This window comes from Tenacibaculum lutimaris (genome assembly GCF_003610735.1).
Lineage (GTDB): Bacteria > Bacteroidota > Bacteroidia > Flavobacteriales > Flavobacteriaceae > Polaribacter > Polaribacter lutimaris.
On record NZ_RAQM01000008.1, the window covers coordinates 333508 to 359137 of the forward strand.

Consider the following 25630-nt stretch of genomic DNA (forward strand, 5'->3'; position numbering starts at 1 on the left):
ATAGTTGTACGGACTCTCTTCTAAAATAACTTCTTTTAATTTTTTCTCTTTTGAGAGAAAAACCCACCTGATAAAAGCACCTGGAATCACCATCAAAATCTCTCTAAAAAACTGCAAAACTATTTCAAGCATTATATAATTGTGTTTTACAACAAACTCATTTGTTGGTTATTCTCTTCATTAGGAATCTTTAAATTAATTCCTAATTCTTTATTCAACTTTTTTATAAAATAAGCCGCCAATAAAGGAGATTCCACTTCTAAGTTTTGATGAATAAAAAAATGAATATTCTTCAAACCTAAATCACTCCACTCCTTTAAACGAACTATCCAATCGTCTAAACGTGTATAATCCGTTGGATGGTTTGCGCCTACATAACGTATAAAGGCCTCATTATTGGTCAATCGCATATGTACCATATCTCTCCTACCTGCTGTATCCACCAATACATTAGCTATATTATTTTCTTCTAACAATTGGGTAAATTCATCAAACACTTCTCTGTCTTCAAACCAATCAGGGTGACGAACTTCTATAGCTAGCGGAATTCCATTTGGCCAACTCACAGCAAAATTTTGTAGTTTATCAAAGTTTTTAGCTCCAAAATTAGAATGCAATTGTAAAAAGATGGTTCCTAATTTTTCTTCTAAATTTGAAGCATTATCTAAGTAGATATTTACAGCGTCTTGAACTCCTTCTAATCGTTTCCAATGACTTATCTCCTGCCCTAACTTTGGAAAAAACTTAAAACCTTTAGGAGTCTTTGTTCTCCATTTAGCAAACTGTTCTGCAGAAAACTGACGATAAAAAGTAGCGTTCAACTCGATAGAATTGAATTGTTTCGAATAGTATTCTAATTCATCTTTTGTTCCTTTCGGATAAAACCCTTTTAAATCGGCTTTGTTCCACTTAGCACAACCTACAAAAACACTTGGTTTATCATTACTCTTTTCACAAGAACTTAACAACTCTATTGTTTTAGGGTGTGTTTTTGGTAATGTAAAATCTATTAACTCTGGGTGTTCAACCTTTCCAAACTTCATACTTAACTGTTTTCTATTCCTTCTTCAATTTCTTGGTTATCTACCATTTCTGGTCTAAATTCTGTCATTCTATCATCATTTAGCTTTTTAGCATAATTATATCCTGACTTCCACCATTGCTTCATCTTCTCTTTATCAAAAACTAAAGAATTTGTAGTTAAAACGGTTGGTGTATAATATAAATTCAACTTTACGTTGTGTTGTTTTGCTGATAATTTTCCTATGGTAATATTATGTCGTTCTACATTTTCTAACATAAAATCAAACGTATCCATCATCAATGAAAAAGGGTTCTTTGCTGGCAATCTATTCATTTGTGTTACTTCGGTAGCTAAAATTACCGCATCTACCTCTGTAGCTCCTCTAGAAATTGCTTCTCGTATAGGTATTAAACTTCCAAAACCTCCATCTGCATACTGACAATGATCTTTTTCTAACAAGCTCATAAATGGCACATAGTTGCACGAACCCCAAATCCAATCGCAAAAATCTTCATATTCACACTCTAAAATAGACTTATATTCAATTTGATTCGCTGTTAAATTAGAAACTGTTACTACCACTTCTTTATTCAATCTTCTAATCTCATCATACATTTCTTTGGTTATGCTATTTTTTATAAGCTTACGTAAATTTTTACTCTCACCAAAGGTTTTACTTCCATTTAAAAAGTTCCAAAAAGTATTTCTATGTCGTATTGACACCACTTTTTCACCATGGACTGATTTTACTCTAAACGGACTGTTACTAAAAATAGCTTTTTGATCTACCGAAGTATATACCTCTTTCAGCTCGTCAACCATACCTAAAGCCAAATGCGATACCATTAAACTACCTGTAGAAGTTCCTAAAAGTATATCGTAATCTTTATTTTTATGCTTCATTAAGTATTGTGCAACTCCACCTGCAAACGCTCCTTTACTTCCCCCTCCTGAAATTACCAAGGCTTTTTTCATTGAATTAAGTTTGATTTATCTATTTTTAGTTCTGTAAAAATATCAAAAATATACAACCAACATTTTTAAAATAATCTTTCCTGTATATGTTTAATGATTATTTTAAATAATAGAGGTTAGCTACAATCACCAAAAACAACTAAAACAAACATATGAAACGATTTGTTATTCTTTTTTTAGTCATTTTTAGTCTATTTTCTTGTAAAACAGAAAAACAATACACTCCAAGAACTATTAACTCTGTTACGATTACAGAAATCAAACAAGACAGCACTAGTATCAGAGCTATATTAGCCATTAATGCAAATACATTAACTTATGCGGGTTCTATAGGAGATATTACAACTACTATAGATGGAGGTAAAACTTGGAGCACTCAAAAACTGAAATACAACGATTCTATCATCCCACATTTTAGGAGTATTGCCCAAAATAACAATGCTATTTTTGCTTTATCAGTAGCAAATCCAGCTCTACTATATAAAAAAAATCAAGAGGAGCTCCAATTAGTTTATATTGAAAAAAATGAAAAAGTTTTTTACGACAGTATGAAATTCTTTGCTGATGGAAAGCATGGAATTGCTGTTGGTGACCCTACAGAAGACTGTCCGTCAATTATTCTTACTTCGGATGGAGGAAATACTTGGACTAAACTTCCTTGTTCACAATTACCAACTTTTGAAGATGGTGAAGCTTTTTTTGCTGCTAGTAACACCAATATTTCAATCGTAAATAATACTGTTTGGATTGGGTCTGGTGGAACAAAAGCACGTATTTTAAAATCTACTGACTTTGGTAATACTTGGGAGATATTTGATACACCAATTGTACAAGGTGACGGACCACAAGGAATGTACTCAATCGATTTTTATGATGAAAATAATGGAATTGCCATTGGAGGAAACTACTCAAAGCCAGAAGACAATAACGCTAATAAAGCTATTACTACTGATGGAGGTAAAACATGGACACTCGTAGCTAACAATACCAACCCTAATTATAAAAGCTGTGTACAATATGTGCCTAACACCAACGGAAAAGAAATTTTTGCCGTTGGAAAAACTGGAGTTTCATTTTCTAATGATGGTGGGCATACTTGGAAGGATGTTAGTAAAGACGGGTACTATGCTATTCAATTTGTAGACAGTAATACTGCTTGGTTATCAGGACACGAAAAAATAGGAAAGCTAATTCTTAACTAATTCTTAATGTTTTGTTAAAAGGGTTTTTATTCCTTTTTAACTGCATACTTTTATAAACTAATCAACTCAATATTCAATGAAAAAAATACTATTCTTACTCTTATCCTTGTGTATTAGTAGTTCTTTTGCACAAGAGTACTTTCCTACCAATACTGGTGTAAAGTCTTCCAAAAACAATGTATATGCATTTACCAATGCTACCATTTATGTTACCCCTAATCAAACAATAAAAAAGGGAACATTACTTGTTAAAGACGGAAAAGTTGTTTCTGTAGGTAAATCAGTTTCTATTCCTACCGAGGCGCAAACTATCGATCTTGAAGGGAAATCTATTTACCCTTCTTTTGTAGATGTTTATGCTACTTTTGGTATTGAAAAGCCCAAAAGACAAGGTGGTCGCGGACAAAGGCCTCAATATGATGCCGCTAGAAAAGGATATTATTGGAACGATCATATTCGTCCTGATATAAATCCAACTTCTGAATTCAAGTTTGATGATAAAAAAGCTAAAGAATTATTAGCGGCTGGTTTTGGTGCTGTTAATACGCACTTAGAAGATGGAATTATGCAAGGAAACGGAATGTTAGTTGCCTTAAATCCTAATAACACTGATGCATATCGAATTTTAGATAAAAAGTCTGGAAACTACTTATCATTTTCTAAAAGTGTAAAATCACGTCAAAGTTACCCTACTTCTCGTATGGGAGCCATGGCTTTATTACGCCAAACTTATTTAGATGCTGATTGGTATGCTAACGGAAATGCTAAAAACACTGATTTAGCTTTAGAAGCTTTAAACAATAACAAAAACTTACCTCAAATTTTTAATGCAGGTGGTTATTTAGATAACTTAAGAGCTGATAAAATTGGTGACGAATTTGGTATTCAATACACCATCTTAGGTGGTGGAAATGAGTACGAAAGAATTAACGATATAAAAGCTACAAATGCTACTTATATCCTTCCTATCAATTTCAGAAAAGCTTATGATGTATCTAATCCGTTTTTAACGGATAAAATTGCGTTGAGTGATATGCGTGCATGGAATCAAGAGCCTTCAAATCCTGCTGTATTTGCTAATAATAAAATTCCTTTTGCCTTAACTACACATGATTTAAAAAATGTAAAAGATTTTAGCACCAACCTACAAAAAGCTATTGCTCGCGGATTGGATAAAACTACCGCTTTAGAAGCTTTAACAACAATTCCTGCAACTATTTTAAAAAACAATAAAATAGGTAACTTAAAAGCGGGTAGTTATGCTAACTTTTTAATTACTTCTGGAGATATTTTTGATTCAAAAACAACCTTATTTGAAAATTGGGTTCAAGGAGCTAAGAATGTTATCAATCCGATGGATATTAAAGATATTACTGGAAACTACACCTTAAATGTTAATGGTTCAACATATACCATGGCTATTACAGGTTCAGGAGCAAAACAAGCTGCAGAAATTAAAAAAGGCGAAGAAAAAATCAATTCAAACTTTTCATTTGCTAATGATTGGGTAAACATTACTTTAAGAGAAGGTGATAACTTTACACGTTTAACAGGTCAATTAGACAACAAGCAAATTAAAGGTACCGCTATAGATAATAACGGAAACGAAAGTAAATGGGCAGCTACGTATACATCTAAAATAGATGAGAAAAAGAAAGACAAGAAAAAAGATGATAAAACACCTGAAGTTTTTGGTGTTTCTTTTCCAAATATAGGCTATGGTAATGCTGCTAAACCTCAAAAAGAAACTATTTTAATTAAAAATGCTACTGTTTGGACTTCTGAAAACAACGAAGTATTGAACAATACTGATGTGCTAATTAAAGACGGAAAAATATCAAAAATAGGATCAAATTTATCTAGTAGAGGTGCAAAAGTAATTGACGGAACAGGCAAGTACCTTACCGCTGGTATTATTGACGAGCACTCACATATTGCTGCTTCAGCAATTAACGAATCTGGTCATAACTCTTCTGCTGAAGTAACTATTGAAGATGTTATTAACCCTAACGATATTAATATTTACAGAAACATTGCTGGTGGTGTTACCTCTATTCAAATTTTACATGGTTCTGCTAACCCTATTGGTGGGCGCTCTGCTATCATTAAACTAAAATGGGGAGAAAACGCTGACGGATTATTATACAACAATACACCTAAGTTTATCAAGTTTGCTTTAGGTGAAAACGTAAAACAATCTAACTGGGGAGATTCAAACACCATTCGTTTCCCACAAACTCGTATGGGAGTTGAGCAAGTTTACATTGACTACTTCCAAAGAGCAAAAGAATACGATGTAAAAAAGAAAAGCGGACAACCATATCGTAAAGATATTGAGTTAGAAACCTTAGCAGAAATCATCAATAAAGAACGCTTTATTTCATGCCACTCTTACGTACAATCTGAAATTAATATGTTGATGAAAGTGGCAGAGCAGTTCAACTTTAACATCAACACGTTCACTCATATTTTAGAAGGATATAAACTTGCTGATAAAATGAAAGAACACGGAGTTGGTGGTTCTACTTTCTCTGACTGGTGGGCATACAAATATGAAGTAAACGATGCTATTCCTTACAACGCGGCAATTATGCACAACCAAGGAGTTACTGTTGCCATTAATTCAGATGATGCTGAAATGTCTCGTAGATTAAACCAAGAAGCAGCTAAATTGATAAAATATGGTGGAATGAGCGAGCAAGAAGCCTGGGCTACAGTAACTATCAATCCGGCGAAACTATTACACTTAAACGATCGTACAGGAAGTATTAAAGTAGGTAAAGATGCCGATGTAGTTTTATGGAGTGGTAACCCTTTATCTGTTTACTCAAAAGCAGAGAAAACAATTATTGATGGAGCAATGTACTTCGATATTGAAAAAGATTTAGAAAAGCGTAAAGCTATCAAAGCAGAACGTGCTAAATTGATCAATATGATGTTACAAGAGAAGTTAAAAGGTGGTAAAACACAAGCACCTAAGAAAAAAACTCAAAAATTATTTCACTGTGATACAGAGTAAGAACTTAAAAATACAAAACATGAAAATTAAATTAATATATAGTTTGGTATGTTTCTTATTCTTAGGAAACATGCTAGCCCAACAAACACCAGCACCAAAACAAACTCAAGATTATTCTATTGAAGGTGCTACGGCACATTTAGGTAACGGAGAAGTGATTGAAAACTCTTTAATTATGTTCTCTAAAGGAAAAATTGAATTTGTAGGAAGCGCTAAAATGAAAATTGCCCGCATGGGTACTGTTATAAACGCTAGAGGAAAACATGTATATCCAGGATTTATTGCAGCAAACACCTCTTTAGGTCTAGCAGAAATTGACGCTGTTCGTGCTACAAGAGATGTTGACGAAGTTGGTACTATGTTACCTCACATTCGTAGCATTATAGCCTACAACACCGAAAGTAAGGTGGTGGAAACTATGCGTCCTAACGGAGTACTAATGGCACAGGTAGCTCCTCGTGGTGGAGTTATCTCTGGTACCTCTTCTGTTGTTCAATTAGATGCTTGGAATTGGGAAGATGCTTCTATCAAAACTGATGACGGAATTCATATGAACTGGCCTAATGCTTTTAGCCGTGGTCGTTGGTGGATGGGAGAAGATCCTGGTTTAAAACCAAATAAAGACTATCAAAAAAGCATTGAAGAGTTTAAAGACTTTTTTGCCAACGCAAAAAGTTATTTAGCTAGTAATAAGTCGACTAAAAACTTACCTTATGAGTCTTTACAAGGTGTTTTAAACGGTTCTCAAAAAATGTTTGTACACGTATCGGGTAAAAAAGGAATTACCGATGCAGTAAACACTTGTAAAGAACTAGGGATTAAAAACATCGTTATTGTACGCGGACAAGAAGCTGAAAAAGTAGCCGATTTATTAAACGCTAACAACATTCCTGTTATTTTAGAACGCGCTCACCGTTTGCCTAATGGTGAAGATACTGATTATGACAGACCTTATCGTGCAGCCAAATTATTAGCTGATGCAGGTATTTTAGTTGGTTTAGGTATGGAAGGAGAAATGGAACGTATGAGTACGCGTAACCTTCCTTTTTATGCAGGTACTTATGCTGCTTACGGGTTAGATAAAGAAAAAGCAGTGCAGTTAATTACAGGTAATAATGCCAAAATTTTAGGTATTGATGACAAAGTAGGTACTTTAGAAGTTGGTAAAGATGCTACCCTATTTATTTCTGAAGGAGATGCCTTAGATATGCGTACAAATATTTTAAACGAAGCTTTTATTCAAGGTAGAAAAATCAGTTTAGAATCGCACCAAACCAAATTATGGAAACGTTATTCTGATAAATATAAAAATCAATAGAACGTCATTCTAAACTAAGAGATAACCACGTCATTAACATTCCTCGCTATGACAACAATCTTAACGTCATTCCGAGGAAGTTTGACGAAGGAATCTAGATAACAATTCATTTAGTCATTTCGAGCAATAGCTAGAAACCGCAAGGTTCAGTGAAGCTAAATCTCATTCAAGTTTCTCCTTCCATTTCACTTATGTTCGAAATGACATAGAAATATTTTAAAAAGCTCGGTTATCCGAGCTTTTTTTATCGTAGAACGATAGCCAAATATTTAATTTCTTGCTACTTGACTTTAAATCGTTTCTTTTCTACACTCATGTATTTATCTCTAGGTAATTGATTAAGTCTATATTCGTACTTTTGCAAAGATGAAACAGATTAGCAGTACACAAAACGCCTATATAAAAGAGCTTTTAAAGCTTCAAGAAAAAGCTAGAGAACGTAAGAAGAAAGGACTTTTTTTAGTAGAAGGGCAACGCGAAATTTCGTTAGTGCTCAAAGGTGGATATGAAATTGACATTGTACTCTTTGTAGCTGAACTTTTCTCAGAAGAAAAACTGACCGAAATAAAAAATCAAGCTGCTAATTGCATCGAAATTACGAAAGAAGTATATCAAAAACTTGCCTATCGCGATACTACCGAGGGTATTATTGCAGTGGTAAAAACTAAAAATTTCGATTTAGAAGGTATTGAATTCAACTCCACTACTCCACTAGTTTTGGTTATGGAAGGTATTGAAAAGCCAGGAAACATTGGTGCTATGTTACGTACTGCTGATGCTGCGAATGTAGATGCTGTTTTTATTGCCAACCCTAAAACGGATTTATTCAACCCTAATATTATACGTTCTAGTGTAGGTTGTGTATTTACCAATCAGATAGCTACAGGTACTTCTGAAGACATTATAGCATTCTTACAAGAACACAACATTCATATTTACAGTGCTACCCTACAAAACTCAAACGAGTACCATAAAAACGACTATACTAAGGCTACTGCTTTGGTAGTAGGTACCGAAGCTACAGGGCTAACGCAAGTTTGGCGAGACCAAGCTACTCAGAATATCAATATTCCTATGCAAGGAGAAATAGATTCTATGAATGTATCGGTTGCTGCAGCTATCTTAACTTTTGAGGCGAAACGACAACGTAATTTTATACAGTAAACTTACTTATCAATACTGAAAAACATTATTTTAACCGTACATTTTTGTGCGGTTTTTTATTTTGTTTTATCTTGGCTAACGCTAATAAAAAAGAACTAAAAATTGCTAAAAACTCCCGTTTATCACCTTGAATACTCCGGATAAAAGTAGTTTTTGTTCTCTTATAACGAGTTGTAAGCCATTTGAACAAAAAAATATGAAAAAAATAATTACATTAACATTTCTGTTTTTTTTAGCTATTAACAGCTATTCACAATCGGACAAAGAATTGGTTTTAAAATCATTTGAGAATTATAAAAGTGCAATCCTCACCGATAAAGGAAAATTAGCTGTTGATTTTGTTGATAGTCGGACTATGAATTACTATTCCACTATTTTGGATAAAGTTAAAACGGCTGATTCATTAGAAGTAGACTCAATGGGAATAATTGACAAACTCACCGTATTGACTATGCGACATAGAGTAGACAAAAAGGATTTACTGAATTTTAATGGTAAAGATTTATTTGTTTACGCAATTGACAATGGAATGGTTGGAAAAAATAGTGTTGTAAATGCTGAATTGGGAGATGTCGTTACAAATGGTGATTTTTCAAAAGCAGAATTTGTTGTTAATGGACAAAGAACACCTTTTTTCTTTCACTTTTATCGTGAGGACAAAGTATGGCGAATTGATATAACTCATTTATTTTCACTTGGAACAATGGGTTTTAAAAAAATGATTGAGAATAGCGGAGAAAATGAAAACGATTTTATAACAAACATTCTGGAGGTTTTAACAGGAAAGAAACCGACAGAAAATATTTGGAAACCGATAATATAAAAACGGCTTACAACAATGGCTATAAGTAATTGCTTGTTCTCGCCTACTTCTGAAAATCCGCGAGGATTTTCAGTTTGGTGTGTACTTGCAAAGTTAATCGCTAAACCACGCAACTACTCATAGCCGAGACCGTTAGCAAACATAAAAGACAAGATCATGAATCAAACATTTTTTTTGACAATACTCATATTTACTTCACAAGTAATACAAGCTCAAAACAATGAAACTTTGAGCGAAAAACTTTGGAAACAAGTACAAGATTGTTATTCAATGTTTGAGGACTTGGATGAAGATGGAAAAGTCGATTATGATGAAATTATTGATGATTCTAAAAATGGATATTTAAAAGTTTCTGGAAGTTGGCCAACTTGTGGTTGTAATTGTGAAAATACAATTGGAGCATATAAAACAAATTCAAATGATTATATTTTCCTTAAAAAATACCAATGGGGATGTTCTTGGCAAAAGGGATTATATCTAAGTGACAGTGCATCTGTTATATTTCCATTTGATTTTGGAGCAGATGGTTTTTTTCAAACAAAGATTGAAAACTTAAGCCATAATGCATATTTCTATCTGGATTTTAAAATTCCAAGAAAAGGAACAGAAACAAAAGTATTCATAAAACCTATTCCTCTAGGAATTAAAGTAGAGAACGAAAAATATATTGTATTTGGATATGCCGAAAAAAACAAATTCACATATAGTCATAAAATGTTTCAGATATGGAGAATTGCTTCTAAAACAAAGGGGAGCAACTGTATAGAAAATTTGCTAAACAATAACTTAAATGAAATTTCAGAAGCAGATAAGAAAATTATTGATGAAGCAATTGGAACAGGTGATAGTAAATTTGAAAATATAAAAGAATTGATTATTTGTTTTCAAGAATTAAAACATATTTATGAAGTTTATACTCAAATTCATTATGATTGGCTGATTTTAGGTTGGAATCGAGATAAGGGAGCATTTTATATTAAAGAAAAAGGGAAAAGAATGAAAATTGATTCATTTAAAGATTTTCTTAAAAATACTGAAATGTGGAGACCTATTTGTTAATAATTACGTTTGCTAACTTAAACTGTATATACTCAACGTTGGGATGCATTTAAAATGATGATTAAGAAATACACATCGACACTTTTGAATGGAATATACATTCTGACGATTATACTTTTTGTCTTTGATTGGTTGACTTCATTTGAAATCAAAAATCAGGCAATAAAGTCGTTTTCATATTTTGGTGTTATGGTATTGACTCCTCTAACTTTGGTTTGGAATCTATGGGCTTTTAAATCAAAAAAATGGAAACTAATCGGCTCGACAATTCCGACATTGACCTTAATTGGAATTTTAATAATTGGCCCTTTAAAAATTGTATTTTCTACGTCAGCTTGGAAAACTCAAAAGGTAATTTATCAAAACGGACATTTAAACTTTAAGAAAGTTGAATTTCAAACGCAAGATATCGGTGCCTTAGGGTACAATAAGAGAACTGTAGAAGTAATTTATTTGACTGACCTGTTTATGTTAGTTAATCCAGTAGAAAAGGACATTGACGATAGAGTTGAATGGATAAAAGTCGACAAAGAAGTAAATGAACTCAGATTGAAATTTCCTTAAAATTAATTGAATATCAAGAAGCCTTCATGTAACACGGAAATACTTAAAAGGATTTTCAAAAAAAGAAAAAAAAGAAAAAAAATGCACCACAACAATGCCTCCTATGAAAAGTACTAGTCCAGTTTTTCAAAGTTACTATTTCATTTTTTTAATTATCTCATAATTAATAATTCAATTTCTAAACTATATTTTATTTAGTTAATCCGTTATATCACAGTGTAAATCTGTAACTATATGAATTCAAAACAAGAAATAGTTAGTTTAATTCATGATGAATTTGGTAAAGAAGAATTTTTAGTATCAAAGGCTAACTATAATTTAATCGAAGTAGAACCTAACTTATGGGAGTTTACTATTTATTTTGAGACTATGAAATCATTGACTAGAGTTCCTGAACTAGAAGAAGCTATATTAGATCCTAAACCGCATTTTGAAGCTACTGCACTTTTAGATAACTCTTCTTTAAACCTTTGCAAAGGAAAAATAATTGAACAAACTGAGTCTTGGGATGAAAACCGAGAAGAAAATCTTTCTAACGTTTATTACTTTGAACATACAAGTCTAGAAAAATTAAGGGTTGAGATATTAGAATCTGATACAAAATTTATTAAAGTACTAATTTCAGGCAGAACCTTAATTAATGGGTCAAACCATAACAACCCAGACACAACAATTAAAACAACACCAATCACTTTTAAAAAAGACATAACTTTAGAAAGAAGTGTTATGTAAATATATTACAACCAATACTTCACCAAACCATAATAATAAAGCGAAAAAGAATATTTAAAATCCATTTAATATGAATAAAGAAGAAGAAAAAAAAGTTTTTTATGCTCAGCAAAATGAATTAATGAAGCAAGCATCAAAAGATGCTCAGAAGAATTTCAAATATTTTTGGAGAGAATTATATTGGGAATATCGAAGAATAATTCCAGCACATGATTTTGCTTTGGTTAAAATTCCTTTTGAACAAACATTTGAGGGACTAAATGAACCTGTTATTGAGCATATGTGGATTAACAACATAAACTTTGATGGTGAAATTATTACTGGTGAATTGGTAAACTCCCCTAATCGATTAACTAATATCAAAAATGGTGACTTTGTAACACGAAAAATAAAAGAAATTAGCGATTGGATGATATCTATTCAAGGTAAAACCTATGGTGGGTTTACAATTCAAGTTATGCGTTCAGGGATGAATGATACGGAAAGAAAAAATCATGATAATGCTTGGGGGTTGGATTTTGGCGATTACAATAAGCCTTTATTAGTTTTTGAGCAAATAGAAAATCCAGAAAATTTAATTGAACATCCAATGAGTGTAAATATGGGTGATAAAGTACGAGAGTTTTTGAATGATAACCCTAAAGAGCTAACAAAAGCAGATGAAAATGGTCTTAATCTTTTGCATAAAGAAGCCATAGCTGGAAATAAAACTAACATTGACGTTTTACTAGAGTTGGGTGCAGATAAAAACGTAAAATCTTCTCACGGAAAAACTGCTTTGGATTATGCTGAGTTTATGAATTGGGAACATATTAAAGATGTTCTGAATTAAAAATATCACAAACATTGACTATAAACAATTACAGCCCTTATCTACAGTTGAAAGTCCACAAGGATTTTCAGTTTGGTATATTTTGTATCCACTAAGTCAAACAACTAATCATAACCAAGAAGACCTTTACCAGTATGTGCCGATACGGAATTAATGCTTATAAACCACATTACGCTTGTTTCGAATGTAGAAAAACATTCAAAAGAAGATTATTAACAGATATTGATAGAGATTCGAGAGAATTTGAAAAACAGTCTTATAAATGCCCTGAATGTAATGGAGCAACAGTAGACATGGGGCTTGATTTCGAGTCTCCTAAGAAGTCTGACTTAAAAGCATGGAACCATATGAAAAACCTTTATGAAACAGGAATTACATTTCATTCTTGTGGGTGTACTGGTCCTGGCTACATTCCAAAAGATAAAAACAAACTGATTGATTTTTTAAAAGAGAAAAAAGAGGTTTATATTAAAAATCTACGTTTTTGGACTACAAGAGTAGAACCGAAAAATGAAAACGAAAAAAATAAAGATTGGAATAAAAACAATTATTTTCTATTCAATCTACCAAAAGAATTTACAACTGGAACCAAAAAGAAAAAGAAAACAGATTTAAAAAAAGCAGTGGAATATTGGACTGAAAGAGTTAACGATATAGAAACCAAAATAATAAAAATAACGGAAAGCAATGTATAATTAGAATTCTGTACGTTCGAATCCAACCAAAATTGCTGACATCTTTTTTTAACCGAAAACAAAGTAAACAAATCAATAATAACCAACGGTTGGTTATATACCCCTTTTAATACACTCACAAAACGATATGAAAATTATAATAACAATATTCTTTTTAACATTTAATACTATTCTATTTTCACAAGAATTAAAAAAAATTCAAGCTGTTCAAGAAAAAGACTCTGATTTTTTCGGCTATGATGATTATGATACCTCAGGTAAACCAATTGGCGAATTATTATTTTTAAAAGGTTGCAGTTGGTATTGTGGTGGTTCTGTAAAATCAATTAAAGCTTCATCAGAATTAAAAGAAAATAAAGGAATTAATTACTCTCCTAAAAATGCCCACGATTTTGATAAAAACACAGCTTGGGTAGAAGGCAAATCTGATTATGGAATTGGTGAATTTATTGAATATACTTTTGACTTTAGTGAAATAAAAGAATATAATGGAAGCTTAGGAATTAATCGAATTTTATTAGCAAACGGATATAAAAAAAATAAACTGACTTGGCAAAATAATTCTAGAGTTAAACAACTAAAAGTTTACTTAAACGATAAACCCTACGCAATTTTAAACCTTTTAGATACATTTGAAATTCAAACAATTAATATCGGCGAAATAAAATTCCCTACAAATAAAGTAACCAAGCTAAAGTTTGAGATAACTCAAGTTTATAAAGGAATTAAGTTTAAAGACACAGCCATAAGCTTGCTAATGTTTGAAGGAGTTGGAGTACATTAAAAGAAGAAACACTACAATAGAATTTCCTATAAAAAATAGTAATCCCTTTCTTTAAAATTAGACACAAAGACACTTAAATTCAAAAAAAAATGAAACTTGAAAATAAAAATGATCTTTTAAGAATTATCTTAATAATCAACATTACCATAATATTATCCATCAAAGCCCTCTCATTTATTAATGCAGCAAATTATTTACCTGGAATGCTAATACTTTTAGCTAATATATCTTTCATTATAGGAATAACAAGTGGGATAAAGAAACAGCTGTTTTTAAAATTTTGCTTCATATCTAGTTTTTTCTATTTTACAGTGTTACTACTATACCATTTTATTGACGATGGTTTTTTATTTCTTGAAACAATATTAATTATTATTTATTCTATTTTTTATCTTATTATTAAAAATAAACTGAATAAAAAATATAACGAGACAGAAGCTAAATCAAAAGATAAAACAAGTGATTTATATATATTATCAGTATGCGTTAGTACTTTGTTTACGATTTACACGATATACACACAAATTAATAATTATCTTAACAAAAAAGCTATACACGAACAATATGAAAAAGATAGAATTAAAAACGATCTAAGGTGGATTGAAGAAATGAATTACCACATTGACAATCTATCTAAAAACCATTATATAACTGGCTCCAAACTTTCTCATGAAAATAATAGTGTTTTTAAGAACTTCATGAAAGTTATTGAAGTAACAGATTCCGAAATTATTCTTCTAAAATTTAAATCTAGAGCATATACTCCTGTAGCTAGATTAATGGAAGAAACATACATGAAATATGACAAAAAAGATACTGTAAGAATAACAAAACAAAAACTCAAAAAAACAATTGCCCCTGAAATACGAGATGACGTATACAAACATCAAAATGGTTTAAAAAAAGAAGGTATATATTATACTGTTAAAGACATTAAGTATATCGACGGTCCTTACTTATCTATAAAAGATGAACATGAAGTTCAATTAGTTGAAGGAGACACTACTTTTTTCAAATTTAAGAATCGTAATAAAAAAGCTTATTTAACCAAAATTGAAAATATTTCAGGAAACTATAAATGGCATAATAAATTACCTATGCCTATTAATGGGTACAGCCTTAACTCAAGAGATTATAATAAAAGCGCAGAATTCAGTTTAAAAGCAACCAATATAGATTATAGACAAGACTTTAGATTCAAATTATACTTAGAGGATTCTTTAAAAAATAAACATGTTTTTTTAGTAGTAAAAAGTTCTGAAGATAATAACTTCATTACCTTTGATTGTAAAAGGGTTTTCGAATAATTTAAAAAAAACTAATACTTATAAACTATACTTACTCGGTTCAAAAGAAATTCCTTTTTAATTGATGAAGAAAAAAATAAAAAAATTAGAAATATGAATAGATTAAAAATCTTATTAATTGGGTGTTTAACAATAACATCTCAAATTGTAGCACAAAATTTAGTAATGCAAAACGATATTGTTGAACAACAATTTGGTAAACAAATATTGTATAAAGACAGTAACAATAACTTGTTAAATGGATACTATAAAATTGCTGATAATCGTGGTAATTTTATTGATGCACATTTTAAAAACGGTACTAAAGAAGGAATCCAAACCAACTATGATTACAAAGAACGAAAATTGAGTGAAAAATCTTTTAAAAACGGAAAAACTCATGGAAAATATAAACGTTTTCATCAAAACGGTCAGGTTAATGTTCAAGGCGAATTTGTAAATGGAAATCAAGAAGGAAAATGGGAGTATTTTAATGATAAAGGAGAAATAGAAGTACGTGAATTCTATAAATCAGGAAAAGCTGAAGGAAAGTGGTGGAAAAAAGTAAGAACAAATTCTAATATTGCTTCCTTCATTACTGAAAACTATAAAAATGGAGAACATTATGGTCGTTCTGAGCAGAAAGATGCAGATGGAAAAATAGAATGGGAACGTAAATATACAAATGACGGTAGTTATTGGCATAAAAGTTACTATTCAAACGGAAAACCAGAAATTGAAAAAAATCTCAAAGATTATAAATTAGACGGAGTACAGAAAACATGGAATCAAAATGGTATTTTATTAAGCATGAAAACATTTAGTAAAGACCAAATTCAACAAGAAATATATTACTACAAAAACGGTCATAAGGATCAAGTCCATAATTATTCTTATGGCAAAAAGGAAGATCTTTTTGAAAGATATACTGAAAAAGGTATAAAACTAGAAGTAGGTTATTACAAACATGGTTTTAAAACAGGAGTTTGGAAAAATTTTGATAGTGAAACTGGTCGTTTGATAACTGAAAGAACTTACGAAAACAATGTTCTTAATGGAATTTATAAAAGTTACAATGAAGCAAACAAAGTAAGTACAGAAGGAAGTTATAAAAACGGTGAACAAGATGGAATTTGGAAACACTATAATTTAGCAGGAAAACTTATACAAGAAACGGAATACCAAATAGGTAAAGAAATTTCAGAAAAAAAATATAAATAAGTACCAAAAAAAGCTATATAATCAGAATGGAAACACCTATTAAAAATGATGTTTCCATTCTGAATTTTAATCCGTTAAATATTTTTTTCTAAAAACTAATTACTCGGTTTTAGATAAAGTCCTTTATTCAGACACTCTATCAAAAAGATTATACTCCTTGGAAATAAAACAATTGTTATGTTTAAAATTAAATCAGTAATCATACTATGTTTACTTTACTCTTGCTCTACTAAAGCTCAGGAAACGATTACCAAAGAACCTGTTACAGAACTAATGGTTATAGAACAAGAAAAGTTATGTGAAGACAAAAGCATAATCGAAAAAAAAGAAAAAGAAATAAAATCTTTTTTAGATACTATAAGTATTAATCATTTAAAGAAACAAGTTAATGAGAATTTAAATTACTACATAAACAATGAAAGTAGTATCATTGAATCACTTAACAATCATCAAAAAGATATAAATGAAAGAATTAATAGTAATATAAAATTATACTTACCTAACGAAAAAAAATACACTAATAAGGAAAATATACTTTTAAAATTAGTTAACAACAACCATTTAGAATATAGAGATACTATACAAAAAGGTACTTATTTTAATCAGCTTTTTGAACACAATAAATCTTACATTAAACCTCTAGTGATGAATAGTGGTTTCTCTACTTATAATTTTAAGAGTAAAGTAACTACCCTACCCTACTATTCTTTAAACTCTCATTCTGAACAGAACTTGAGAATTATGAATGTTTATTACCATGATGGTACTAAAAAAAACAACCCAACCCCTATCAAATCTCATTCATTCCCTTTGAATTCTATTCCTGTAAAAAAAATGAAACATGTTGATAGTTTACAGCTAGAATTCAAAATTAATTACTTAACCAAAATTGATTCTATTCATTTTAAAAAAAATGAAATAGGAATACAAAAAGGAGACTTTAAACTACTTAAAATGGAGAAAAATTATGTAGAGTATGAAACTCCAGATGCATATTCTCCTTATCTTGAAGCATACTATTACAATAAAGAAGGAAAAGCCTTAAAAACTAAATTCAGCATTAGTAATCTATCTACTGAAACACCTATACAAGAATATAATAAAACACTGAATTATATAAAAAGTACTGTTGAATATATAAATAGAATAACTACTAAAGAGGAAGCTTTTCTTACATTAAAATACCTAGATTTAAAAAACCATAATAATCCACATAAAAAAACTAAGAGTAGAGTAACTTTAGAAGGAAATGTTGATTCTTTTACTTTATATATAGAAAGTAAAAGAGATACAATTACCTTTTTAACCACACTTAAAAACGGATCATCAGTAAAAAAACTTTACCTACATAAATTAGAGGACAAGACAGAGTTTATTGACAAAGACGGAAAAGTAATTACTTCAATTCCTTCTTCTGTTCACTTTTTATCACATCATACAGGCTATCATTCCGATAAATATTTTTTCACAGAAAGTACAGAAGAAAGAGACTATTATTATCTAGATCAAGATAAACAAACTATTTCTAAACTTCCCTATTCACAAATAGAGTACTTATGCTTGCCTATATTACTTGCTAAAGAAAAAGGAAAAGAAGGGCTTAAATTATTATCAGCAGAAAAAAACCTATTACTATCTGACAAAACATTTACCAATGTTTTTATTCAGCGTTATACTGGCGAAGGTATTCTCGTCTATAACAACGGAGGAAGCTTCCTACTTTATGATCAAAACAACAAATTAATTACCGAAAACACAAAAAAAGTAGATAAAATAATTCTAAAAAAATCAACAGGGTGGTAATACGTACATAATTTACGTATAAAAAATTGAAAGTTTTCGTATTACTTATATAGTATAGATTCAAAAACTTGCTTTACAAAGCTCAAAAACATCTAATTTAACCGTACATTTTTGTGCGGTTTTTTATTTTGTTTTATCTTGGCTAACGCTAATAAAAAAAGAACAAAAATTGCTAAAAACTTCCGTTTATCACCTTTAATACTCCGGATAAAAGTAGTTTTTGTTCTCTTATAACGAGTTGGCGTTAATTAAAACGAGCTAAATGACATTAACCATTTTTCTTCACCATAATAAAATATTTGACTTTACACCAAATTGGTTTGACTGGTTGACTCTATTGCTTACCATTGCAAGTATTGTAGGTGCTTATTTAGTTTCGGAATCGGTTTACAAAAGAGAACAAAAAGATAAAAAAAGAGAAAATAAAGAACTTGAAAATTCGGAAAATGAATTATTGAAAAACAATCTGGAAGAAATTAAAAAACCAATTTTAAAACAAATCGAAAGTTTAAATGAATATATGGAAAAACAGGATTTTAGACTTTCATTTTATTCAGAAATACAAGTAGACTTTCTTCAATTCATTAGTGTTAAAGACATTTACAAAAAGTACGATTTTCAGAATAAAGAAAATATAAAAGTTATTAATAGACTTTTTACAAGCCTTTATACTCTTTATGATTTCAGAGGCTCATTAAGAAGTGAGGTTCGAACATATATTGAAAAGTACAATTATCACGAACAACTGTTTTATAAATACAGGAGTTTACTATATACGAAATACTTTGAGCTATGCAATTCAAGAGCAGAAAGCATAATAAACGAGAATGGGATTAAAAAATTCAGTTTTAATGACAACGACAAATTTATGGCTGAATTCACTCAATTGCGTGGAGAAACTTTTGCAGACAATGAGATAATTGACAACAATGGATTAAAAGACAGAAAATTACTCATAGATAGATTTATTGTGCCTTTAATAAATATTGCTTCTAAATACATTCCTGAAGACTATAATACAATCGAAATTAGTGAGATTTCTAATCAAGTATTATCTGCATTTAATGATATGGAACACGTTACAGAAAAACATATGAATGCAATTCAAGGTCATATAGATTCATTGGAGAGCGTTAATGAAAAAATTAACGAGTTTGAAAAAATTAAATAACTACCGCCAAAAATGGCTATAAATAATTGCTTGTTCTCGCCTACTTCTGAAAATCCGCGAGGATTTTCAGTTTGGTGTATACTTGCAAAGTTAAGTGCTAAACCACGCAACTACTCATAGCTGGAGACATTACATATCAAAACCAATAATACATCTTATTTAACCGTACCAATTGTACGTTTTTTTATTTTATATTATTTTAGCTTACGCTAAATAAGAAAAAATAAAGAATTGCTACTATTTCCTTTTATCCTCACTTTAAACAAGGAACACCGATTAAAATATAAATTGCTTAATGAACTTAATTACACAATATCCCTATATATCAATCATCATAATTATATTTATTTTGAATTCTATAATTAAAAAAATTACACGAGCTAAACACTCCCCTATAGCAAAATTATCCTTGTTTATAATGGCAATTATTGCCCAAGCTTGTAGTCCTTTTGCGGGTCCTGTTGACAAATCTGTTTCAGATTCTTATTACTACTCAAAATCAAAAAAAGACATTCGTTATTCACCTATGGGGAATTGGTTTTCATTAGGAAACACTAAATTAAATGCTGATGTTAAAAGCTTTAAAGTTTTAGGAAGAGACTTTGGAAAAGATAAAAATCATGTATACTTTAAAAGTAATATTATAGATAATGAGGTAGATACCGCTACTTTTTATGTACATGAAGATGATTACACCTGTTTTGACAAAAACCATGTATACATTGCTATAAACTATATGCCACAAGATATTAACCTAATAAATCAAGAGAAAAAACATTTGTGGAAGGTAGCAAAAGCTAATCCTAAAACATTTCAAAAAATTGATCAAGATTGGGCTAAAGATGATAAACATTATTTTTACAATTACACTCCTATAAATGTAGATTATGATTTCTTTAAAGTTTTAAACAAAAACTTTGCTAAGGATCAAAATCAGGTATATTTATTAAAAAACTACGAATTGTTAGTTGCCACAACAATAGATCCTACCACAAGCAAAAAAATTAATGATAGATATATAGCAGATAAAAATAGTATTTACGACTTTCAAGAATATAAAAATGGTAAAAAAGTAGATTCTCTAACATCAATTCCTTATCAAAACATTGATGATTTAACCATTTTAGAAGATAAATTCTTACTTTTTGATAATACTGTTATATACGATGGTGTTAAAATTAAAAATGTTGATTTCTCTACTTTTAAAATCATTCAATTTCCGTATTCTAAAGATAAAAATCATGTATTCTATCACAGTGATGTTATTGAAAAAGCTGACCCTAATACCTTTAGCATTTTTGAAACTTCTTATTATTCAAAAGATAAAAACCATGTATACGTTTACGGAAAACTATTAAAAGAAGCTGATGTAGCTACTTTTGGTCCTTCAAACGAAAAGCATTCTTTGTTATATAAAGATAAAAACCATACCTACCGAGGTGACAAAATTGTAGAAGATAACTAACCTTGATTAATATTGAAACAGTAAGTTCCCTCTACAAAAACAATATAAACAACGGTTTATTAGATTTTTTTGTATTTTTATTTCAACTAAAATTAAAAAAATATGAAAAATCTAATAAACTCTACCTCTCTTGTTGTATTGTCTTTTTTAATGTTTATTTTTTCTTTTTCGGCAAACGCTCAAAATGGTTCTGATACCCTAGTTATGATGGATGGAAAAGAAAGAAAAGGAAAAGTAACAGCTATTAATGATGATGAAATAACATTTACTTTTACTGGTGAAACTTTAGAGTATAAAATCAAGCGAGCTAAAGTCAATAAAATTATTTTTTCCAGTGGACGAACTCAGTTAATCTCTGAAAAAAAGATTGATAAAAATACTTCAGAGCTATCAAAAAACACCTCAAACCTTACAAATAGAAAAGGAAAAATGGCAGTATTGCCCTTTAAAATTATAACCAATATGCCTTCTATAGATAAGGAAGCTATTGGTAGACAGATTCAAACCGACTGTTCTAACACAATAAAAGGAGAATCTCCTATGATTGAAATTGTAGACCCAAGAATTGTAAACACAACTTTAGCCAAAAATAATATTTCAGTTGATCAACTTGAAGTTATGTCACCAGATGAATTGGCTATATTATTAGGTGTTGAACATGTCGTTTTTGGTTCTTACGATATAGAAAATACAGGTACAAGAACCTCTGGTTCAACTGTAACTTCCTATAAATCTAAAAAAGATAGAGATAAGAAAAAAGGAACAGCAATTAGCTCTGGAAATTCAACTACTTCAGATACATATGATTCTAAAATTACGATGGATATCTATAATGATGAAGGTTCTAATATTTATTCTGTTTCTCGTAAACCTTTTATGTCTGGTTTAGATAAATATCACAGTACTATTAAATATTTAATTAAAAGAGCTCCGTTTGGTCGTAAACATAAATAACCAAACACCAAAATTAAACATCATTTCAAACTGTTTGATAATTACATTACTCTCTAAATTTTTAAAGAGTAATGTAATTATTTACTCATACAATTTAAGCTTATTCTCTAATTGTTGAATGGTTTTATGCATGTGATCCATTCTATCAAGCATATTATTGATAACATCAATACCTTGCATATTAACTTCTAAATCGTAGTACAATCTGATTATTTTTTCTAAAGTAGGCAGTTGTTCGGTATATAAATACCTATCAGATCCTTTTACCACAAATTCAATCAGTTGAAAGGATTCAATACTTTCTATAAAATGTTCATCTAAATTATGATGAATAATAACTTTCTGTACACTTATTAACTCTTTATCACTCATATCTATTTCAATTTAGAAAGTTTAGTAAACAAATCACGTTCTTCTTCTGTTAATCTGGTTGGTATGGATACTTTATAAGTAACATATAAATCACCAAACTGATCTTCTTTTTTATACTTAGGAAAACCTTTTCCTTTCAACCGAACCTTAGTTCCATTTTGAGTTCCTGATTTAACTTTAAGTTTCACCTTATCTACAAAAGTGTCAATTACAACCTCTCCTCCTAGTACTGCTGTATATAAGTCGATTGTTTGCTCTATATACAAATTAGCTCCATCTCTTTTAAAGTTTATATCTGGAATAATATCAAAAGTGATGTACAAATCTCCTTTCGGACCTCCATTGAGCCCTTCTCCCCCATGACCTTTTATTTTAATTGTCTGACCATTCTCCACACCAGCAGGAATCGTAATTCGTATCTTTTTGCCATTTACAGTCAGTACTTGTTTTTGCGAAGTATACACATCTCTTAAATTCAATTGTAAAGTTGCATTAAAATCCTGTCCTCTAAATTGAGCTGTTTGTCTACCTGATCTTCTTCCTCCTCCAAAAGCAGCATTAAAAAAGTCAGAAAAATCGGTTCCTTCAAAGCCAGATGATGAATATTGTTGATACGCACCTCCTCCACCAAACCCACTCTGATATCCTCGCTGTTTCTTAGCTTCTTCATAAGCATCTGCATGTTGCCAATGCTCTCCGTACTCATCATACTTTTTTCGATTTTCAGGATTACTCAACACTTCATTCGCCTCATTTATTTGCTGAAACTTTTTCTTTGCTTCTTCGTCATTCGGATTCGTATCTGGATGATATTTTCTGGCTAGTTTCCGATACGCTTTTTTTATATCAGCAGCAGTTGCTGTTTTATCTATTCCTAAAACTTTGTAGTAGTCTATAAAATCCATAGTATTGATAGCTAGTATAAAACACTTCAAAATATACGAAATATTATCATGTGATGCCAAATAAAATCTTTGGCTGATTTTATTTGTATTTTTGCGCTTTTATTGATGATTAAATGGTGATTGAAGATTTAGTAGGAAACTATAACATTATAGGTAGCAATCAAGATGAAAGTACTAATACTTATAAAGGAACACTTTCTTTAACTCTTGATGAAAATAACAGAATTATTGCCAAATGGCTTATTAATAATGAACAAGAACAATTTGGAACAGGGTTCTTTAAGAACAATATTTTAGCTATTAACTTTAACTATACCGGTTATGATAATACTATTTATAAAGGTGTAGTTGTGTATTCTTGTCTTTCTAAAAATATTTTAGATGGATTTTGGTCTGAAAAACATGGAAATCCATTATTTCTTGGAGAAGAACGTTGTTTTAGAATACAGGAACAACCTCAATTAATTAACTAAGAGAGAACTACCCATGCAATGTCCTTGCAACCCAAATAAAAAATACAGTGATTGCTGCCAAAAAGCACATCAAAACATTCATTCAGTTACCTCAGCTGAAGCTTTAATGCGTTCAAGATACAGTGCTTTTGTACTAGCTAACATTGACTACCTACAAAAAAGTCACCATAGTAGCACCAGACCTTCTAAAAGAGAAAAGAAAGAAATTTTAGCATGGACAAAATCTGTTAACTGGATAAAGCTAGAGGTGCTACACACAACAGAAACCACAGTTGAATTCAAGGCTTTCTTTATGGAGAATGGCAATATTGATGTGATCCATGAAAACTCTCTTTTTTGTAAAGAGAATGACCATTGGGTATATCTTGGTCAAAAATAAGACTGTCTAATAAACATTGTTTCTACTGTCATTACGAGAAATTTTAATTTCGAAGTAATCTGTTAATCCTATTTTGGATTTTATATAAGATTGCTTTATTTCATTTGAAATGACGCTGTTTTTTAGACAGTCCTAATAAAAATTACACTAAGAACTCAAATAAATTCGGTTTATCGTTTAGATATTCACCATAAAAACTACGCTCTTTCATTCTACGAATTAACGGTTGTAAATCTTCTTTCTTTTCTAATTCTATACCTACTACAGCTGGTCCGTTTTCTCTATTGGTTTTTTTAGAATATTCAAAAAAAGTGATGTCATCATTCTCTCCCAATACCTCAGCTACAAACTCTTTTAAAGCTCCAGCACGTTGTGGAAAACGAATGATAAAATAATGCTTCAATTTACCGTACAACAATGCGCGTTCTTTTATTTCGGCAGTACGAGTGATATCATTATTACTTCCACTAATAACACATACTACATTTTTATCTTTTAATTCGTCTTGGTAAAAATCAAGTGCACTTATGGTCAAAGCTCCTGCAGGTTCTACTACAATGGCTTCTTTGTTATACATTTCTAATATCGTTTGACACACTTTTCCTTCAGGAACGGTAATCATATCTGACAAATTTTCTCGACAAATTCTGTAGGTTAACTCCCCTACTTGCTGTACTGCTGCCCCATCAACAAACTTATCTATGTTTTCTAATACAACATTTTTGTTTTCTTCTAACGATTTTTTCATCGAAGGTGCTCCAGCAGGCTCTACTCCTATAATCTTCGTTTTTGGAGACAATAACTTAAAAACACTTGATAAACCAGAAGCCAATCCACCACCTCCAACAGGTACAAAAACATAGTCGATAGGTTGTTGTGATTGCTCTAAAATTTCTAAACCAACGGTTGCTTGTCCTTCTATAATTTTTTCATCATCAAATGGATGTACAAAAGTCTTTTGTAAACTATCGCATAAAAGTTTTGCTGCCTTGTAAGCATCATCAAATGTATCTCCTATTAACTGGATGTCTACAAAATCGCCACCAAACATTTTTACTTGTTCTACCTTTTGTTTTGGTGTAGGTGCTGGCATGTAGATAGTACCATATATTTCTTTTTTTCTACACGCTAAGGCAACTCCTTGTGCATGATTACCTGCACTAGCACATACAATTCCGTTTACTAATTCATCTTCCGTTAAGGAACTAATTTTATTATAGGCTCCTCTTATTTTATACGAACGGACTTGCTGTAAATCTTCTCTCTTTAAAAAGACGTTTGCATTGAATTGTTGCGATAAGTTAAAGTTTTCTTGCAGCGGGGTAACTGCTACGACTTCTTGTAAAGTCGCAGCAGCTTGTTGTATTGCTTCTAATTTTGGAAAATAAGTTTCTTTTTGAACTTCCATAG

At 30.6% G+C, this 25630-nt stretch carries 24 protein-coding genes; 19 read left to right on the forward strand and 5 right to left on the reverse strand.

The window, feature by feature from the left end:
* Positions 1-146: 146 nt before the first annotated feature.
* Both C8N26_RS07990 and C8N26_RS07995 read right to left on the reverse strand, forming a co-directional pair.
* Complete coding sequence (locus tag C8N26_RS07990) at positions 147-1043, reverse strand: DUF72 domain-containing protein (RefSeq protein ID WP_120186826.1); 897 nt, start codon at positions 1041-1043, stop codon at positions 147-149.
* Positions 1044-1045: 2 nt separating this feature from the next.
* Complete coding sequence (locus C8N26_RS07995) at positions 1046-1999, reverse strand: patatin-like phospholipase family protein (protein WP_120186827.1); 954 nt, start codon at positions 1997-1999, stop codon at positions 1046-1048.
* 152 nt (positions 2000-2151) lie between these two features.
* Here C8N26_RS07995 and C8N26_RS08000 point away from each other — a divergent pair, with 152 nt between their 5' ends.
* The 17 genes from C8N26_RS08000 (at position 2152) to C8N26_RS08080 (ending at position 22091) form a co-directional block, all read left to right on the forward strand.
* Positions 2152-3201 (forward strand): WD40/YVTN/BNR-like repeat-containing protein, encoded by a 1050-nt coding sequence (locus C8N26_RS08000; RefSeq protein ID WP_120186828.1) that lies wholly within the window; start codon positions 2152-2154, stop codon positions 3199-3201.
* A gap of 76 nt (positions 3202-3277) precedes the next feature.
* Positions 3278-6220 (forward strand): amidohydrolase family protein, encoded by a 2943-nt coding sequence (locus tag C8N26_RS08005; protein ID WP_120186829.1) that lies wholly within the window; start codon positions 3278-3280, stop codon positions 6218-6220.
* A gap of 19 nt (positions 6221-6239) precedes the next feature.
* Positions 6240-7538 carry an amidohydrolase family protein gene (locus C8N26_RS08010; protein WP_120186830.1) on the forward strand — a complete coding sequence of 433 codons (1299 nt, stop codon included), beginning with the start codon at positions 6240-6242 and terminating at the stop codon, positions 7536-7538.
* A gap of 366 nt (positions 7539-7904) precedes the next feature.
* Positions 7905-8702 (forward strand): TrmH family RNA methyltransferase, encoded by a 798-nt coding sequence (locus C8N26_RS08015; RefSeq protein ID WP_120186831.1) that lies wholly within the window; start codon positions 7905-7907, stop codon positions 8700-8702.
* A 196-nt stretch (positions 8703-8898) separates the two neighbouring features.
* Positions 8899-9525: a hypothetical protein gene (locus C8N26_RS08020; protein WP_120186832.1), complete on the forward strand. Its 627-nt coding sequence runs from the start codon at positions 8899-8901 to the stop codon at positions 9523-9525.
* A 156-nt stretch (positions 9526-9681) separates the two neighbouring features.
* Positions 9682-10584 (forward strand): hypothetical protein, encoded by a 903-nt coding sequence (locus C8N26_RS08025; RefSeq protein WP_120186833.1) that lies wholly within the window; start codon positions 9682-9684, stop codon positions 10582-10584.
* A 57-nt stretch (positions 10585-10641) separates the two neighbouring features.
* A complete protein-coding gene (locus tag C8N26_RS08030; RefSeq protein WP_120186834.1) occupies positions 10642-11148 on the forward strand; it encodes a hypothetical protein in 507 nt (168 codons plus the stop codon).
* A 234-nt stretch (positions 11149-11382) separates the two neighbouring features.
* Entirely contained in the window at positions 11383-11880 is a 498-nt protein-coding gene (locus C8N26_RS08035) for a hypothetical protein (RefSeq protein WP_120186835.1), read from the forward strand.
* A 70-nt stretch (positions 11881-11950) separates the two neighbouring features.
* Positions 11951-12712, forward strand: coding sequence for a DUF2314 domain-containing protein (locus C8N26_RS08040; RefSeq protein WP_120186836.1), 762 nt, complete (start codon positions 11951-11953; stop codon positions 12710-12712).
* 134 nt (positions 12713-12846) lie between these two features.
* The gene (locus C8N26_RS08045; protein WP_120186837.1) at positions 12847-13407 is read left to right on the forward strand and encodes a hypothetical protein; all 561 of its coding nucleotides are present in this window, start codon (positions 12847-12849) and stop codon (positions 13405-13407) included.
* A 127-nt stretch (positions 13408-13534) separates the two neighbouring features.
* On the forward strand, positions 13535-14191 hold the full coding sequence (locus tag C8N26_RS08050) for an NADase-type glycan-binding domain-containing protein (RefSeq protein WP_120186838.1): 657 nt from the start codon (positions 13535-13537) through the stop codon (positions 14189-14191).
* Positions 14192-14280: 89 nt separating this feature from the next.
* The gene (locus C8N26_RS08055) at positions 14281-15498 is read left to right on the forward strand and encodes a hypothetical protein (protein WP_147418492.1); all 1218 of its coding nucleotides are present in this window, start codon (positions 14281-14283) and stop codon (positions 15496-15498) included.
* A 93-nt stretch (positions 15499-15591) separates the two neighbouring features.
* Positions 15592-16698, forward strand: a complete 1107-nt coding sequence (locus C8N26_RS08060; protein ID WP_120186840.1) for a toxin-antitoxin system YwqK family antitoxin — start codon at positions 15592-15594, stop codon at positions 16696-16698.
* A 177-nt stretch (positions 16699-16875) separates the two neighbouring features.
* Entirely contained in the window at positions 16876-18501 is a 1626-nt protein-coding gene (locus C8N26_RS08065; RefSeq protein WP_120186841.1) for a hypothetical protein, read from the forward strand.
* A 262-nt stretch (positions 18502-18763) separates the two neighbouring features.
* Positions 18764-19672, forward strand: a complete 909-nt coding sequence (locus C8N26_RS08070; protein WP_120186842.1) for a hypothetical protein — start codon at positions 18764-18766, stop codon at positions 19670-19672.
* 418 nt (positions 19673-20090) lie between these two features.
* Positions 20091-21137: a DKNYY domain-containing protein gene (locus tag C8N26_RS08075; RefSeq protein ID WP_170141636.1), complete on the forward strand. Its 1047-nt coding sequence runs from the start codon at positions 20091-20093 to the stop codon at positions 21135-21137.
* A gap of 102 nt (positions 21138-21239) precedes the next feature.
* Complete coding sequence (locus C8N26_RS08080) at positions 21240-22091, forward strand: hypothetical protein (protein WP_120186844.1); 852 nt, start codon at positions 21240-21242, stop codon at positions 22089-22091.
* An 81-nt stretch (positions 22092-22172) separates the two neighbouring features.
* On the opposite strand, the gene C8N26_RS08085 is transcribed toward C8N26_RS08080, so the two are convergent.
* A complete protein-coding gene (locus C8N26_RS08085; RefSeq protein ID WP_120186845.1) occupies positions 22173-22463 on the reverse strand; it encodes a chaperone modulator CbpM in 291 nt (96 codons plus the stop codon).
* A gap of 2 nt (positions 22464-22465) precedes the next feature.
* Positions 22466-23368, reverse strand: a complete 903-nt coding sequence (locus tag C8N26_RS08090) for a DnaJ C-terminal domain-containing protein (RefSeq protein WP_120186846.1) — start codon at positions 23366-23368, stop codon at positions 22466-22468.
* A gap of 113 nt (positions 23369-23481) precedes the next feature.
* On the opposite strand from C8N26_RS08090, the gene C8N26_RS08095 reads away from it, so the two are divergent.
* A complete protein-coding gene (locus C8N26_RS08095) occupies positions 23482-23841 on the forward strand; it encodes a hypothetical protein (protein ID WP_120186847.1) in 360 nt (119 codons plus the stop codon).
* Positions 23842-23854: 13 nt separating this feature from the next.
* Positions 23855-24220 (forward strand): YchJ family protein, encoded by a 366-nt coding sequence (locus C8N26_RS08100; RefSeq protein ID WP_120186848.1) that lies wholly within the window; start codon positions 23855-23857, stop codon positions 24218-24220.
* Positions 24221-24362: 142 nt separating this feature from the next.
* Here the strand turns inward: C8N26_RS08100 and ilvA are convergent, their stop codons facing one another.
* Positions 24363-25628, reverse strand: a complete 1266-nt coding sequence (gene ilvA / locus C8N26_RS08105) for a threonine ammonia-lyase IlvA (RefSeq protein WP_120186849.1) — start codon at positions 25626-25628, stop codon at positions 24363-24365.
* Between the last annotated feature and the right edge of the window lie 2 nt (positions 25629-25630).